The organism is Billgrantia antri, from assembly GCF_019430905.1.
Lineage (GTDB): Bacteria > Pseudomonadota > Gammaproteobacteria > Pseudomonadales > Halomonadaceae > Halomonas > Halomonas antri.
In genome coordinates, this window is the sequence record NZ_JAHYCA010000008.1 from 12,190 (window position 1) to 25,965 (window position 13,776).

The 13,776-nt window shown below is 65.1% G+C and carries 11 protein-coding genes and 3 tRNA genes; 10 read left to right on the top strand and 4 right to left on the bottom strand.

Going from position 1 to position 13,776, the window contains the following annotated elements; genetic code table 11:
* The first annotated feature begins 126 nt into the window (after positions 1-126).
* From KPL81_RS18720 to KPL81_RS18750, 7 genes are all read left to right on the top strand, one after another.
* Complete coding sequence (locus KPL81_RS18720) at positions 127-582, top strand: acetyl-CoA sensor PanZ family protein (protein WP_219793431.1); 456 nt, start codon at positions 127-129, stop codon at positions 580-582.
* Positions 579-2,927, top strand: coding sequence for an AsmA family protein (locus KPL81_RS18725; protein WP_219793432.1), 2,349 nt, complete (start codon positions 579-581; stop codon positions 2,925-2,927). The genes KPL81_RS18720 and KPL81_RS18725 overlap by 4 nt, the downstream gene beginning before the upstream one ends.
* A 73-nt stretch (positions 2,928-3,000) precedes the next feature.
* On the top strand, positions 3,001-4,092 hold the full coding sequence (mutY, locus tag KPL81_RS18730) for an A/G-specific adenine glycosylase (RefSeq protein WP_219793433.1): 1,092 nt from the start codon (positions 3,001-3,003) through the stop codon (positions 4,090-4,092).
* Between the two features lie 32 nt (positions 4,093-4,124).
* Positions 4,125-4,397, top strand: coding sequence for an oxidative damage protection protein (locus KPL81_RS18735; RefSeq protein WP_111414495.1), 273 nt, complete (start codon positions 4,125-4,127; stop codon positions 4,395-4,397).
* A gap of 92 nt (positions 4,398-4,489) precedes the next feature.
* Positions 4,490-4,565: transfer RNA gene (locus tag KPL81_RS18740), tRNA-Phe, on the top strand.
* A gap of 6 nt (positions 4,566-4,571) precedes the next feature.
* A tRNA-Gln gene (locus tag KPL81_RS18745) sits at positions 4,572-4,646 on the top strand.
* 45 nt (positions 4,647-4,691) lie between these two features.
* A tRNA-Thr gene (locus tag KPL81_RS18750) sits at positions 4,692-4,767 on the top strand.
* 116 nt (positions 4,768-4,883) lie between these two features.
* On the opposite strand, the gene KPL81_RS18755 is transcribed toward KPL81_RS18750, so the two are convergent.
* Entirely contained in the window at positions 4,884-5,426 is a 543-nt protein-coding gene (locus KPL81_RS18755) for a YqhA family protein (RefSeq protein ID WP_209474527.1), read from the bottom strand.
* Positions 5,427-5,669: 243 nt separating this feature from the next.
* Here KPL81_RS18755 and thpD point away from each other — a divergent pair, with 243 nt between their 5' ends.
* Together thpD and KPL81_RS18765 are read left to right on the top strand one after the other, a co-directional pair.
* A complete protein-coding gene (gene thpD, locus KPL81_RS18760; protein WP_209474526.1) occupies positions 5,670-6,662 on the top strand; it encodes an ectoine hydroxylase in 993 nt (330 codons plus the stop codon).
* Positions 6,663-6,769: 107 nt separating this feature from the next.
* A complete protein-coding gene (locus KPL81_RS18765; protein WP_219793434.1) occupies positions 6,770-7,435 on the top strand; it encodes a fumarylacetoacetate hydrolase family protein in 666 nt (221 codons plus the stop codon).
* Positions 7,436-7,524: 89 nt separating this feature from the next.
* On the opposite strand, the gene speA is transcribed toward KPL81_RS18765, so the two are convergent.
* The 3 genes from speA to KPL81_RS18780 all read right to left on the bottom strand — a co-directional run bounded on the left by speA (position 7,525) and on the right by KPL81_RS18780 (position 10,800).
* Positions 7,525-9,447, bottom strand: coding sequence for a biosynthetic arginine decarboxylase (gene speA, locus KPL81_RS18770; RefSeq protein ID WP_209474522.1), 1,923 nt, complete (start codon positions 9,445-9,447; stop codon positions 7,525-7,527).
* Positions 9,444-10,406: a homoserine kinase gene (locus KPL81_RS18775; protein ID WP_219793435.1), complete on the bottom strand. Its 963-nt coding sequence runs from the start codon at positions 10,404-10,406 to the stop codon at positions 9,444-9,446. Before KPL81_RS18775 ends, speA begins: the two co-directional genes overlap by 4 nt.
* Before the next feature lie 100 nt (positions 10,407-10,506).
* Positions 10,507-10,800, bottom strand: coding sequence for a DUF2782 domain-containing protein (locus tag KPL81_RS18780; protein ID WP_219793436.1), 294 nt, complete (start codon positions 10,798-10,800; stop codon positions 10,507-10,509).
* Between the two features lie 163 nt (positions 10,801-10,963).
* On the opposite strand from KPL81_RS18780, the gene polA reads away from it, so the two are divergent.
* Positions 10,964-13,747, top strand: coding sequence for a DNA polymerase I (gene polA / locus KPL81_RS18785; protein WP_219793437.1), 2,784 nt, complete (start codon positions 10,964-10,966; stop codon positions 13,745-13,747).
* Positions 13,748-13,776: the final 29 nt, after the last annotated feature.

The following is a 13,776-nucleotide window of genomic DNA, read 5'->3' on the forward strand; positions in this document are numbered from 1 at the left end:
GCATCCGGGCGGGCAAGCCACTGCGCTTGCCGTCATGGGGCGTCCATTATAGAGAATCGTCCCCCCCATCCGCTACAATGCGCCCATCACAGCGGCGGCACCTTGCCGCGGTACAGGGAGACCGCCATGCCAGTAACGCTTCACCTCGTAGATCAGGCCACCTGGACGTCGGATCCACAGGCACAGCTCGATCTGGTGCGGATCTATGCCGATGCCCCGAGCGAACCTCTGAAGAAGCCAGTGGACCGCTTTCTCCGTGAGCACCTCGAGGCGGGACACTTCTTTGCCTGTGCGCGCTTCAACGACCGCCTGCTGGGCGCGCTGGCGGTAAGCGCCGACGACCAGGCTTGGTGGCTGTCGGAGCTGTGTGTGCGCAAGGCCACCCGACGGCGTGGCGTCGGGTCGCGGCTGCTGGCGCTGGTCAGCGATGCGGCGCGTGCCACGGGTTGTGAATTGCGTACGCACTCCTCTCAGCTGCCTGTCGCCGACCAGGTGCTGCTGACGCGCCTGGGATATCGCATGGACATCACCGGCGACTACTTCGTATTGGCTCCACCGCTGCAAGGAGGCGGTAACACATGAAGCGATTGTTGCAGATGCTGCTGGCGGCCATCGGGGTGCTCGGCGTGGTGGTGGCGGCGGCCGTGGTCTACGTCACGACTTTCCTCGACCCGGAGGACTTCAAGCCGCGTCTCATCGAAGTGGTACGCGAGCAGAGCGGCTTGGAGCTGACCCTGGACGGCCCCCTCTCCTGGTCGTTCTATCCGCGTCTTGGAGTAAGCGTAGAGCAGGCCGAAGGCCGCCTCCCGGAGCAGAGTGCCGACGATCAGCCCTTTCTCGCCTTCGCGCATGCCGAGGTCAGCCTGGCCTTTGCACCGCTCCTGCGCGGCGAGATCGCCATCGAAGGGCTGACGCTCGACGGCATGCAACTGAACCTGTCACGCGACGAGGAGGGGCACGGCAACTGGGAAACCCTGATGCAGCGGCTCGACGAACGCCGCGAGGGGGCCGAATCGGCGCTGGCGCCGGCTACTGCCGGCCCCAGCCGAGAAGGAGCCAACCTGGCCGTGGCGCTAAACATTGCCAGCGTCCAGGTGCGCAACGGCACGGCGAGCTATCGCGATTTGACGGAGGGAACCGAATGGCTGGTCGAAGAGATCAACCTGTCGGGCGCCAACGTCAACCCCCGGCGTGCCTTTCCGTTCAAGTCCTCTTTCAAGTTGAAATCCTACCGTACCCTCGACTGGCGTGAGCTGGAGCGAAGCCCGGCGCTGGCGAGCGACGTTACCCTCGAGGGACGGATGCAGCTCGTCCTTGCCGAACGCCGTTACCTGCTGGAAGCGCCGCAGCTCAATACCGCCAGCTTGGTGGCGGGTATCGATGGCAGGCAACGGATCGACCTGAGTGGCCAGCAGCTCGTCCTGGACTTGTCTCAGCAGCGATTGCAGTTGCAGGAAGGTCGGCTGGAGGTCGGACTGCAACATCCCGGGCTGGGCGAGGAGCCGCTGCCCCTGTCCTTGACCCTGGCGCTGGATGCCGACCTGGCCGAAAAGACGGCGCAACTGCGTGACCTGCAGCTAACCGGGCCCGACTCGCTAAGCGTGAGCGGCCACCTCAATCTCGCCGACCTCGATCAAGCCCCGACATATAGTGGCCAGCTCAGCGCGGCCCCCTTCTCGTTGCGCCCTTGGCTCTCGCGTCTGGGCAAGCTGCCCACGATGGCGGATCCTGAGGCGCTCACCGACGTGGCTCTCACCAGCCCGGTGCGAGGTGATCTGGAGCGTCTCGAGCTGGCGGGCCTGACCATGGTGCTTGATGGCAGCACCTTCACTGGCCGGTTGACCACCGGTCTCGACGGCCGTCAGCTCGATTTCGAGCTGCAAGGTGACCGTCTCGACCTGGATCGCTACCTGCCGCCGGCCGAGTCTGGTGATCAGAGTGCTGCCCGACATGGCCTTCTGGGCATTGGCAAGGCCTATGCCCAGGATGCGGACGAGCTGGTGCCCGCCGAGTGGCTGGCCCAGCTGAGCTTGAACGGAGCGCTCGACCTGGCGCAGCTGCGTCTGTCGGGGCTCGAGTTCACCGAGGTAGGACTGGTCTTGTCGGGTGATGACGGCCAGCAGCGACTCGAACGTTTTGACTCGGTTTTCTACGACGGCGAGCTGAGCGCCAGCGGGGCGCTTGACCTCAACCGTGAACCGATTCGTTGGCAGCTGAGTCCCAGCTTGTCGCGGGTGCGGCTGGAGCCGCTGCTGGAGGCATTGAGTAAAGATGACGGCCCGGCGCCGCTGCGCGGTCGGCTTACCCTCGATGGCGAACTCGAAACGCGCGACAACAGCTGGCCGGCGCTCAAGCGTAACCTCAATGGACGTCTGCAGGGACACCTCGACGACGGCGCCGTACTCGACGTCAATGTGTCTCAGGAGCTGTGCTCGTTGGTGGCAACGCTCGAAGGCCGCGAGACGAGCCGTGAGTGGAGGGCCGATACCCGCTTTGAGCAGGCCGAAGCAAGCCTGCAAATTACCGACGGCATCGCCCGCAGCGAAGACATCCTGATTGCCATTCCGGGGATCGAGCTCGGCGGCAGCGGCGAGCTCGATCTGGGCAGCGAACGCTTCGACCTGCGGGCCGCTGCCCGTTTCGTCGACGGAGCGGATGCGGCCTGCCCCGTCAACCCGCGCCTGGAGCGCGTTCCCTTGCCGGTACGCTGCAGCGGCGAACTCTCCGGCGAGAGAGAGGAGTGGTGCCGCTTCGACCGTGAGGCGTTTCAGGCGACCCTGGCCGATCTGCTGCGCGATGAAGCCTCCCGCCGTGCTGGCGAGGAGCTCGAGAAGCGCCTGGAGCGCCCGCTCGAGCAGCTCGAAGAGCGCCTGGGCGAGGGAGCCGGGCGGGAACTTCGCGACACCCTGCGTGGTCTATTGAACTGATGACCCAAAGCCAGTCTCTGCGCCGACCTACGAGTCGGCGCTTTTTTTCGTCACGCCTGCAGGAAGGTGGTTCATGAGTGAAATGCCTGCTTCGGTGCTCGACGCGACCCAGTTCCAGTATCGCCTGCTGGACTGGTTCGACCGCGAAGGTCGTCACGATCTGCCCTGGCAGCGAGAGCGCACGCCTTATCGGGTCTGGGTTTCCGAGATCATGTTGCAGCAGACCCAGGTGGCGACCGTCATCCCCTATTTCGAGCGCTTCATGGCGCGCTTTCCTTGTCTGGCCGAGCTGGCCAAGGCCTCCCAGGACGAGGTGCTCCATCTGTGGACCGGGCTTGGCTACTACGCCCGCGGGCGCAACCTGCACAAGGCGGCCCGGCAGGTCATGGAGGCACATGGCGGCGAGCTGCCGGTGGCGAGCCTGGAAGCCCTGGCTGGGCTGCCCGGTATCGGCCGCTCCACGGCCGGGGCGATCATCGCCCAGAGCACCGGCCGACGTGCTGTGATTCTCGATGGCAACGTCAAGCGCAGCCTGTCGCGGCTGCACGCCGTGTCAGGCTGGCCGGGGCGGCCGGCGGTGGAGCGTCGGCTCTGGGCGCTGGCCGAGTACTATACCCCCGAGCGTCGCGTCGCCGACTATACCCAAGCGATGATGGACCTCGGTGCTACCCTGTGCCGCCGTGGCACGCCCGATTGCCAACGCTGCCCGTTCAGCGATGTCTGCGTGGCCCACGCACGAGGCGAGCAGCGCCGTTTCCCCGAATCCAAGCCCAAGAAGACGCTACCGACGCGCGCCACGCTGATGCTGGTGCTGCAGGACGCCGAGGGCCGCGTGCTGCTCGAGCAGCGCCCCGCCAGCGGATTGTGGGGCGGACTGTGGGGCTTGCCCCAGTTCGACGACCTGGTGGCGCTGCGTGCCTGGCTCGACACCCATGCCCCGGGGGCCGCGCTCTATCCGGCCTGGCCGGCTTTCAGCCATACGTTCAGCCACTTCCGCCTCGACATCACTCCACAGCCGGCGCGAATCGGCAGGCTGGATTCGGTGGGCGAGGGGCGTTGCTGGTACGATCCCGGCAATCCCGGGCGCGTCGGCCTGGCAGCGCCGGTGAGGGCGCTGTTGGCCTCGCTCGCGCCGTTCGCCCTGGTGGCACCGGGTGAGCCTTGATTGCACACCGTCTACAAAACGAGGAGATATTCATGAGCCAGACCGTATTCTGCCGCAAGTACCAGCAGGAGCTCGAGGCATTGCCGTTCCCGCCGTTACCGGGCAAGAAGGGCCAGGAGATCCAGGCCAGCGTGTCGAAGCGTGCCTGGGAGGAATGGCAGGCGCTGCAGACCCGGCTGATCAACGAGAAGCACCTCAACATGCTCGATCCCGAGGCGCGTGCCTACCTCAACGAGCAGATGGAGCGTTTCCTCGATAACCGGGAAACCGACCAGGCGGAGGGCTATGTGCCGCCCGAGCGCTAGCTCGAGCGACACGGCCAAGGGGGAGGCATCTGCATGAAACGAAAGGCTTGACGCTGCCGGGCTGATCCTGTTTAATACGCACCGTTGGCAGCGGCCAGATAGCTCAGTCGGTAGAGCAGGGGATTGAAAATCCCCGTGTCGGCGGTTCGATTCCGTCTCTGGCCACCAATCTGCTGGGGTATCGCCAAGTGGTAAGGCACCGGTTTTTGGTATCGGCATTCCCAGGTTCGAATCCTGGTACCCCAGCCACGCCAACCCTTTTCCGACTCTGCAGTTCGTAAGCGTCGGTCCCGAGCCGGCATAGCTCAGTTGGTAGAGCAACTGACTTGTAATCAGTAGGTCCCGGGTTCGACTCCTGGTGCCGGCACCATCAAGACCTTCGGGATATCAGCGACTTGCAGCTATTAAAAACCGCCTCAATAGGCGGTTTTTTCGTTATTCGAGTAATCGCTACGTCGACTCCTGAAGGTAGCTAAAATCCTCGGCTCAATGTGTCTGGGCACGGCTCATCAGATAAAGCGCGCCGGCCAACGCCAGTACCGACAAAGCGAGATAGATGGCCTCCAGCGGCGTCTGGAAGCGAATGTCCACCACGGCCCGGAAGAATTCGATGATCACCGCGAGAATGACGACTCGAGCGATCTTGTCCTTGAGCTGATCGAAGGACTGCACGTTGAACGGATGACCCGGCGCATGCTCTTCGGCCTGCTCGATGGGGGAAACGAACAGCCGATAGACGCCGAGCCCGAAGATCAGCAGCACGATGGCCACCAGATAGATGTCGATGGCCATGACCACGCTGGGTACCACGGTATCGTGGATGTCCGGCCCGCCCCCGATGAAATAGTAGACGGCGGTAGCGATGACCAGCTTGGCGATGTCCATGGTGCCGATGATGAACAGCGCCAGGGCCGCCGCCAGGCTGGGGATGACCGCCAGCAGTACGAGAAAGCGGCTGCTCCACAGCCAGCGCTCGAATCGCCTCTCCCAGCGCCCCTGGGGAGGCAAAGGCGGTTGTGTCTGTGACATGACGGTCTCCTGGCTGAAGGAAATGGCGGCCAGCGGAGCAGGCCGCAGTGCCATGATGGCGCTAATGTAGCAAGACGAGCCAGGCCCATGCCATGCCGAAAGCCGTATCGGACCGCTCTTGAAAGCGCAGCGCACCGCCACCACATCCACGCTGCATGGTCCCGTCGGGACCTCCCACCGCGGCTGTACGCCGTTGCACGAGTTGGGACTGAAACTGATCACGGATACACAGGAGGTGATTGGATGGCAGTACAAACTTCGTCCAACCGTAAGCTCAAGCAGGCGACTGATTACGCCGGTAGCGACACCCTGACCTCTCAGGTCGGCAGCATGCTCGGCCGTACGCGCGACGCCTACCCCACCCGGCTGGCTGAGCCGCTCGACACCCTCTGGCTGGAGCGTCAGGAGGGCGTGGTGCGTGGTAGTGCCAAGGATGGGCCGTTGACGCAGGCGCAGCTCGACGAGTTCGAGCGCAAGGGCTTTCTGTTCGAGCCCGGGTTCATTTGCGGGGAAGAGCTCGACGGGCTGCGTCGCGAACTGAGCGAGCTACTCAACCACGATGATTTCCGCGGCCGCGATTTCAGCATCACCGAGCCCGACAGCCAGGAGATCCGCTCGCTGTTCGCGGTGCACTATCTGTCCGAGCGCTTCGCCGAGCTCGCTCGTGACGAACGACTGGTGGGGCGCGTACGCCAGCTACTGGGGGGCGATGCCTATGTGCACCAGTCGCGCATCAACTACAAGCCGGGCTTCGAGGGTAAGGGCTTCAGCTGGCACTCCGACTTCGAGACCTGGCACGCGGAGGACGGCATGCCGGCCATGCACGCCGTCAGCGCCTCGATCGTGCTGACTGACAATCACGAGTTCAATGGCCCGCTAATGCTGATTCCCGGCTCGCACCGGGTCTTCGTGCCGTGCCTGGGCGAGACGCCGGACGATCATCATCGCCAGTCGCTCAAGCGCCAGGAGTTCGGCGTACCGGGCCGCGAGGCGTTGCGTGAGCTGGTCGGTCGCCACGGCATCGAGGCGCCGAAAGGCGCGGCCGGTGGACTGCTGCTGTTCGACTGCAACACGCTGCACGGTTCCAACGCCAACATGTCGCCGGACCCGCGCAGCAATGTCTTCTTCGTCTACAACCGGCGGGACAACGCCTGCACCGAGCCTTTCGCGGCACGCCGCCGGCGCCCGCGCTTCCTGGCGCATTCACCGGACGAGCCGTGGACGCCCGAGGGCTGACGCCGCGGCAGGGCACGGCGAGTGGATGGAACAGGGCGTGTGGTGAGGTAGACTGTTAGGCCTGTCGACGACAAGCGGCACGCCAACCCAGAAGGAGAAGACCCGCCATGCGCTTTGTCCCCCGTTTCACCGATGGCCAGGCGTTTTCCCACCCGCTTGGCAAAATCGTCTGCGTCGGTCGCAACTATGCCGATCATGCCAAGGAACTGAACAACCCGATTCCCAGCGAGCCGTTGCTGTTCATCAAGCCAGCCACCAGTGCGGCCGGTTTCGATAGGCCCATCGAGGCCCCGTTTGCCCGCGGCGAGGTGCATTTCGAGGCCGAGCTGGCGTTGCTGATCGGTGAGCGGCTGACCCACGCCACGACCGAAGAGGCCGAGAGGGCCGTCGTCGGTATCGGTCTGGCCCTCGACCTGACCCTGCGCGACGTGCAGGCTCGCCTCAAGGAGAAGGGGCAGCCTTGGGAGGTGGCCAAGGCGTTCGATGGCGCTTGTCCGCTGAGTGACTTTCTGCCGCTGAGCCGCGTGCCGAACTGGAGTGCTCTGGTCTTCACGCTCGAGATCGACGCTGAGCTTCGACAGCGCGGCGAAGGTGCCGACATGTTGTTTCCGATTCCTACCCTGGTGGCCGAAATGAGCCGCCATTTCACCCTGGAACCTGGCGACGTGGTGCTGACCGGTACGCCGGCGGGAGTGGGTGAATTGCCGCGTGGTGCGAAACTGCGCCTTTCCTTGACCGGTGGGCTCGAGGTCGAGGGGCAGGTCGCGGAGTAGTAACCCCGACCGGTGCTCAACCCGGCATGAAGACGCCCCCAAGGGAACCTCCTGGGGGCGTCTTCGTGTCTGCATGACCGCAGTGGCGATCACTCCAGGTAGGTGTATCCCTGAAGCCCGGCGGAAAGGTCGTCGAGGAAGTGCGCCTGCTCCTCGGCCGTCAGGCCGCTCTCCTGCAATTGGCCGGCGAGGCGGTCGCGCAGCACCTTGGCGTCGAAATTGACGTAGGCGAGCACGTCGGAGACCCGGTCGCCCTGTTGGGCGTGGCTCAGCACCCAGTTGCCGTCTTCCATCAGCGCGGCATCGACGGAGTCGGTGTCGCCGAACAGGTTGTGCAGGTCGCCGAGGATCTCCTGGTAGGCACCGACTAGGAAGAAGCCCAGCAGTCGCTCCTCGTCGTCGCGCCACTCCGGTAGCGGCAGGGTGGTTTCCACGCCCTGTCCGTCGACGTAGCCGTCGATACGGCCATCGCTGTCGCAGGTAATGTCCTGGATCACGCCGCGCCGGGTGGGTTCGCGGTTCAGTCCGGTTAGCGGCAGCACCGGGAAGATCTGGTCGATGCCCCAGACATCGGGTACCGACTGGAACAGCGAGAAGTTGACGAACAGCTTGTCGGCGAGTTTCTCGGCGAGCTCGTCGACGATCTCCCGGTGGGCACGGTTGCGGCTGTCGAGGCGCTCGCGCAGCCGCGCGCAGGTGGCGAAATAGACGCCTTCCGCTTCGGCGCGCACGGTGATGTCGGCCAGCCCCATGAGAAAGCGGTCGTGCATCTCGCTCATCGCCTGCAGCAGATCGTGCCAGGCCTCGACCAGCTCGCGCGGCTCCACCGCGTTGCCCAGCAGGTCGTGTACCCGCCACAGCTCGTCCAACTGAGGGTCGTCCTCGGCCTGACGTTCGGGGGCTCGGTCGTTGACCCGCTCCTCGCCGATCACGTTGGCGATCAGCACGGCGTGGTGCGCGGTCAGTGCCCGGCCCGATTCGCTGATCAGGTGGGGATGGGGAATCTCCGCCTCGTTGCAGGCCTGGGCGAAGGCGCTGACCACGTTACGGGCATACTCGCGCATGGAGTAGTTGATCGAGCAGAAGCTGCGCGAGCGGGTGCCCTCATAGTCGATACCCAGCCCGCCGCCCACATCGACGGTATCGATCGGTGCGCCCAGTGCCAGCAGGCTCTGGTAAAAGCGTGCGCACTCGCGCAGGCCGACTTGGATATCGCGGATATTGGCGATCTGCGAGCCCAGGTGGAAGTGCACCAGTTGCAGGCTGGCCAGCGAATTCGCCTCGCGCAGGCGCTCCACGACCGCCAGCATCTGACCAGCGGTGAGGCCGAACTTGGACTTCTCGCCACCGGTGTCCTGCCACTTGCCCATGCCCACCGACGCCAGGCGCGCACGCAAGCCGATGCGTGGCGTGACACCAAGGTTCTCGGCCTCCTCCAGAATCAGCGGCAGCTCGGAGAACTTCTCCACCACCAGATAGACCCGGTGGCCGAGCTTTTCGCCCATCAGCGCCAGGCGAATGTATTCGCGATCCTTGTAGCCGTTGCATACGATCAGCGACGGGCCGTCGGCGGAGAGGGCCAGCACGGCCAGCAGCTCCGGCTTGCTGCCGGCTTCCAGGCCGACCCGGCCATGGCCGCGCTCGCGGGTGGCGAGGATCTCCTCGACCACGCGACGCTGCTGGTTGACCTTGATCGGGTAGACGGCGGTATAGCCGCCGGCATACTCCTCCTCGGTCATGGCCAGGTCGAAGGCTTCGCACAGCTGCTCGACGCGGTCATGCAGGATATCGCTGAAACGTACCAGTACCGGCAGGCGCAGGCCGGCCTCACGCAGCTGGTCCACCAGCGGCGCCAGCGGCAGTGCCGGACCTTCGGCTTCGCTGCCGTGCGGCCGCACCAGGGCATGGCCGTTGTCATCGACGTCGAAGTAGCCGCTGCCCCACTGGTCGATGTTCCAGGTACGGCGTGCACGCTGGGCGGGACCGGAGGCAGCTCCCATGGATAGGCTCATGTGTTGCTCGCTTCTGGCAGGGGCAGGGCGCCATGTTTCAGGCGTGCCGTGAGAATGGTGTGGAATTGCGCCGGATCGTGCGGCGTCAGGTCGTGGGCCGGTGGGTCGACGTAGACCACCAGCAGCCGCGACAGCCAGTAGCGCAGGGCGGTCATGCGCAGCATCGTCGGCCATACCTCGCGCTCGGCGGAGGTCAGTGGCCGGCGAGCCTGATAAGCGCTCAGGATGGCATCATGACGCTCGCGGTCCAGGCGCCCCTCCGGGCCCGAGGCCCAGTCGTTGATCACGATGGCGAGATCGAACAGCAGGTCACCGGTACAGCCGTTGTAGAAGTCGATGATGCCGCCGAGGCGGTCGTCCTCGAACAGGGTATTGTCGCGAAACAGGTCGCCGTGCAGCGCGCCACGGGGTAGCTCGGGCGCGGCCCCGAAGACGCCCTGGTAGGTCTCCACTTCGTCTTTCATCAACGCCTGATCCTCTGGCGAGAGATAGCCCAGCACCTTGTGATGCATGGCCACGAGCCAGTGGAGGTCGCGCGGATTGGGACGGTGCCCGGGGAAGTGCTGGGACACCGTGTGCATGCGGCCCAGCGCGTCACCCAGGGCCTGGCATTGAGTCAGGGTGGGCGCCATGGGGTGGCGGCCGGGCAGGCGCGGGAACAGCAGCGAGGGCTTGCCCGCCAGGCTGTGCAGGGCGATGCCTTCACGGTCATGTATCGGTCCCGGCACCGGCAGGCGATGCTCGTCCAGGTAGTCGAGCAGATCGACGAAGAACGGCAGCTCGTCGTGCTCGCCCTGTTCGAATAGCGTCAGTACCAGCTCGCGACGGTCGGTAGTGACGAAGAACGTCGTATTCTCGGTGCCGCCAGCGACCCCCTCCAGGGAGACCAGGCTGCCGACATCGAAACGCCTGAGAAACTCTGCGACCTGTGCGTCGCTCAACGGGGTGAATACGGCCATGTGTCTCTCGCCCAGGTTGCCAAGCCGCCTATTGTAGCGTCTTGGCACCGCGATGCACGACTCGCTCCGGTACTCACCAGCGATGTAGCCAGCGCAACGATTAGAAGCGAATCAGTACCCACTGGGGCACGGCGACTCTGTCGCCCTCCTCGCGCTCGAAGTTGCCATCTCCGTCGTGGTCGACGAGAAAATAGCTGGGCCCTTGGCGCGGCTGGATCTCGATGGCATAGAGTTGCCCGTTGATGCGGTACTCGCGAATCGTGCGGTCTTCCTCCTGGCGAATGGTGATATCGGGCTCGACGTTGGCCGAGGACTGGGCCAGCACGGGGGTGGCCAGGGCCATGAGACCCAAGGCGAGCAGGGTGACGGCGAGGAAACGGCGAGGAACGTTCATGTTGGCCTCCCAGGAGCGCGTGCGACAATGGCTGCCACTGCTTGACTCCAGTGTATGACGTTGGACCGCCAGATCCCAACGTTGGCGGCAAAAGCAACGCGCAATGCGTATCATGGCGGATCAAGATCCCTTTTTCTTGCACAGACCCAACGGATGCCGATACATGGCCGACACGCCCATCGTTCTCGTCGACGGTTCGTCCTATCTCTACCGCGCCTTTCACGCCCTGCCGCCGCTGACCACTTCTACAGGCCAGCCCACCGGTGCCGTCAAGGGCGTGCTCAACATGCTCAAGCGGCTGATCAAGGACTATCCGGACAGCCCCATGGCGGTGGTCTTCGATGCCAAGGGAAAGACCTTCCGCGATGAGTTGTTCGAGCAGTACAAGGCGCAGCGGCCGCCGATGCCCGACGACCTGCGCAGCCAGGTGGAGCCGCTCTATGCCTGCGTGCGCGCCCTGGGACTGCCGCTGCTGTGCGTCGAGGGCGTCGAGGCCGACGACGTCATCGGCACCCTGGCCCGCCTCGCCACCGAGGCCGGCCGCGATGCGGTGATCTCTACCGGCGACAAGGATATGGCGCAGCTGGTCAACGCGCACATCACCCTGGTCAACACCATGAAGGACGAGACCCTCGATGTGGCCGGGGTCGAAGCCAAGTTCGGTCTGCCGCCGGAGCTGATCATCGACTTCCTGGCGCTGATGGGCGACAAGGTTGATAACATCCCCGGCGTGCCGGGGGTGGGCGAGAAGACCGCGCTGGGTCTGTTGCAGGGCATGGGCGGCGGGCTCGATACCATCTATGCCGACCTCCAGCGTGTCACCACCCTCGACTTTCGCGGTGCCAAGTCGCTGCCGAAGAAGCTCGAGGAGCATCGCGAGATGGCCTATCTCTCCTACCGACTGGCCACGATCAAGACCGACTGCGAGCTTCCTGTAGGGCTCGACGACCTCGATATCGCCCATCCCGACCGCGAGGCGCTCAAGCGCCTGTACACCGAACTTGAGTTCAAGGCGTGGCTCTCCGAACTGCTCTCCGGTAAGGACGAGGGTGTCGACGACCTCGAGCGCGGTGCCGGAGTGGCCGGCACCGCCGCCGCGGGTAACCTCGACCCGGACGCGCCCCCGGCCAGCGCTGCGGCCTGTACCAATCACCTGATCCTGACCCAGGCCGAACTCGACGAGTGGCTGGCGCGGCTGGGTGCCTGCGAGGCCTTCTGCTTCGACCTCGAGACCAATAGCCTCAACTACATGGACGCCGAGATCGTCGGCGTGGGGCTGGCGCTGGAGCCCGGCGAGGCGGCCTACGTGCCGCTCGCCCACGATTACCTCGACGTGCCGGAGCAGCTCGACCGGGCCAGCGTGCTGGCCGCGCTCAAGCCGTTGCTGGAGGACCCATGCCGCGGCAAGATCGGCCAGAACCTCAAGTACGACATCTCGGTACTGGCCAACTACGACATTCACGTTCAAGGACCGCTCACCGACACCATGCTTGAGTCCTACGTGCTCAACTCTACGGCCACCCGCCACGACATGGATTCGCTGGCGCTGAAGTACCTGGGCCAGAAGACGGTGAGCTTCGAGGAGATCGCCGGCAAAGGCGCCAAGCAGCTCACCTTCAACCAGATCGACTTCGAGCAGGCCGTGCCCTACGCCTGCGAGGATGTCGACGTGACCCTGCGCCTACACTGTGAGCTGCGGCCGCGCATCGAGGCGGAGGGGCGCCTGGCCGAGGTGCTCGACAGCATCGAGCGGCCGCTGATCCCTGTGCTGTCGCGCATCGAGCGTACCGGCGTGGCGATCGACGCCGCGCGGCTGCGTGCCCAGAGCCAGGAGCTCGAAGCGCGTATCGCCGAGCTCGAGACGCGGGCCTTCGAACTGGCCGGGCGCGAGTTCAACCTCGGCTCGCCCAAGCAGCTCGGTGAGATCCTGTTCGAGGAACAGAAGATCCCGGTGCTAAAGAAGACCCCCAAGGGGGCGCCCTCTACCGCCGAAGCCGTGCTCGAGGAGCTGGCGCTGGACTATCCGCTGCCCAAGGTGATCATGGAACATCGCGGCTTGGCCAAGCTCAAGTCGACCTATACCGACAAGCTACCGCGGCTGGTCAACAAGCGCACCGGGCGGCTGCACACCAGCTACCATCAGGCGGTCGCCGCCACCGGCCGACTCTCCTCGTCCGATCCCAACCTGCAGAACATCCCCATCCGCACCGAGGAGGGGCGCAAGATCCGCCAGGCCTTCATCGCCCGGCCCGGCTATCGCATCGTCGCCGCCGACTACTCGCAGATCGAGCTGCGCATCATGGCGCACCTCTCCGCGGACCAGGGGCTGCTCAGCGCCTTCGCCGAAGGCCGCGACATCCATGCCGCCACCGCAGCCGAGGTCTTCGGCGTACCGCTGGAGAAGGTCTCGGGCGAGCAGCGACGCAGCGCCAAGGCGATCAACTTCGGCCTGATCTACGGCATGAGCGCCTGGGGGCTATCCAAGCAGCTGCGCATCGAGCGCGGCCAGGCGCAGACCTATATCGACCGCTACTTCGACCGCTACCCGGGCGTGGCCCGCTACATGGATCGCATTCGCGCCCAAGCCGCCGAGGATGGCTACGTCGAGACCGTGTACGGTCGCCGCCTCTACCTGCCCGAGATTCGTGCTCAGAATCACGCCCGGCGCCAGGCCGCCGAGCGTACAGCCATCAACGCGCCGATGCAGGGCACCGCGGCGGATATCATCAAGCGCGCCATGATCGCGGTCGACGCCTGGTTGCAGGAGAGCGCCTTCGACGCCTGCATGGTGATGCAGGTCCACGACGAGCTGGTGTTCGAGGTCGGCGAAGGCCAGGTGGACGGGTTCATCGACGAGGTGAAATCGCGCATGCAGGCCGCCGCCGAGCTCAGCGTACCGCTGATCGTCGAGGCGGAGAGTGGGGCCAACTGGGACGAGGCACACTGAAGGCCCATGACTCAGGCCATGGGCGGCGA

Coding starts and splice junctions, on each gene's coding strand:
- KPL81_RS18720 (WP_219793431.1), top strand. CDS start 127: ATGCCAGTAACGCTTCACCTCGTAGATCAGGCCACCTGGACGTCGGAT.
- KPL81_RS18725 (WP_219793432.1), top strand. CDS start 579: ATGAAGCGATTGTTGCAGATGCTGCTGGCGGCCATCGGGGTGCTCGGC.
- mutY (WP_219793433.1), top strand. CDS start 3,001: ATGAGTGAAATGCCTGCTTCGGTGCTCGACGCGACCCAGTTCCAGTAT.
- KPL81_RS18735 (WP_111414495.1), top strand. CDS start 4,125: ATGAGCCAGACCGTATTCTGCCGCAAGTACCAGCAGGAGCTCGAGGCA.
- KPL81_RS18755 (WP_209474527.1), bottom strand. CDS start 5,426: ATGTCACAGACACAACCGCCTTTGCCTCCCCAGGGGCGCTGGGAGAGG.
- thpD (WP_209474526.1), top strand. CDS start 5,670: ATGGCAGTACAAACTTCGTCCAACCGTAAGCTCAAGCAGGCGACTGAT.
- KPL81_RS18765 (WP_219793434.1), top strand. CDS start 6,770: ATGCGCTTTGTCCCCCGTTTCACCGATGGCCAGGCGTTTTCCCACCCG.
- speA (WP_209474522.1), bottom strand. CDS start 9,447: ATGAGCCTATCCATGGGAGCTGCCTCCGGTCCCGCCCAGCGTGCACGC.
- KPL81_RS18775 (WP_219793435.1), bottom strand. CDS start 10,406: ATGGCCGTATTCACCCCGTTGAGCGACGCACAGGTCGCAGAGTTTCTC.
- KPL81_RS18780 (WP_219793436.1), bottom strand. CDS start 10,800: ATGAACGTTCCTCGCCGTTTCCTCGCCGTCACCCTGCTCGCCTTGGGT.
- polA (WP_219793437.1), top strand. CDS start 10,964: ATGGCCGACACGCCCATCGTTCTCGTCGACGGTTCGTCCTATCTCTAC.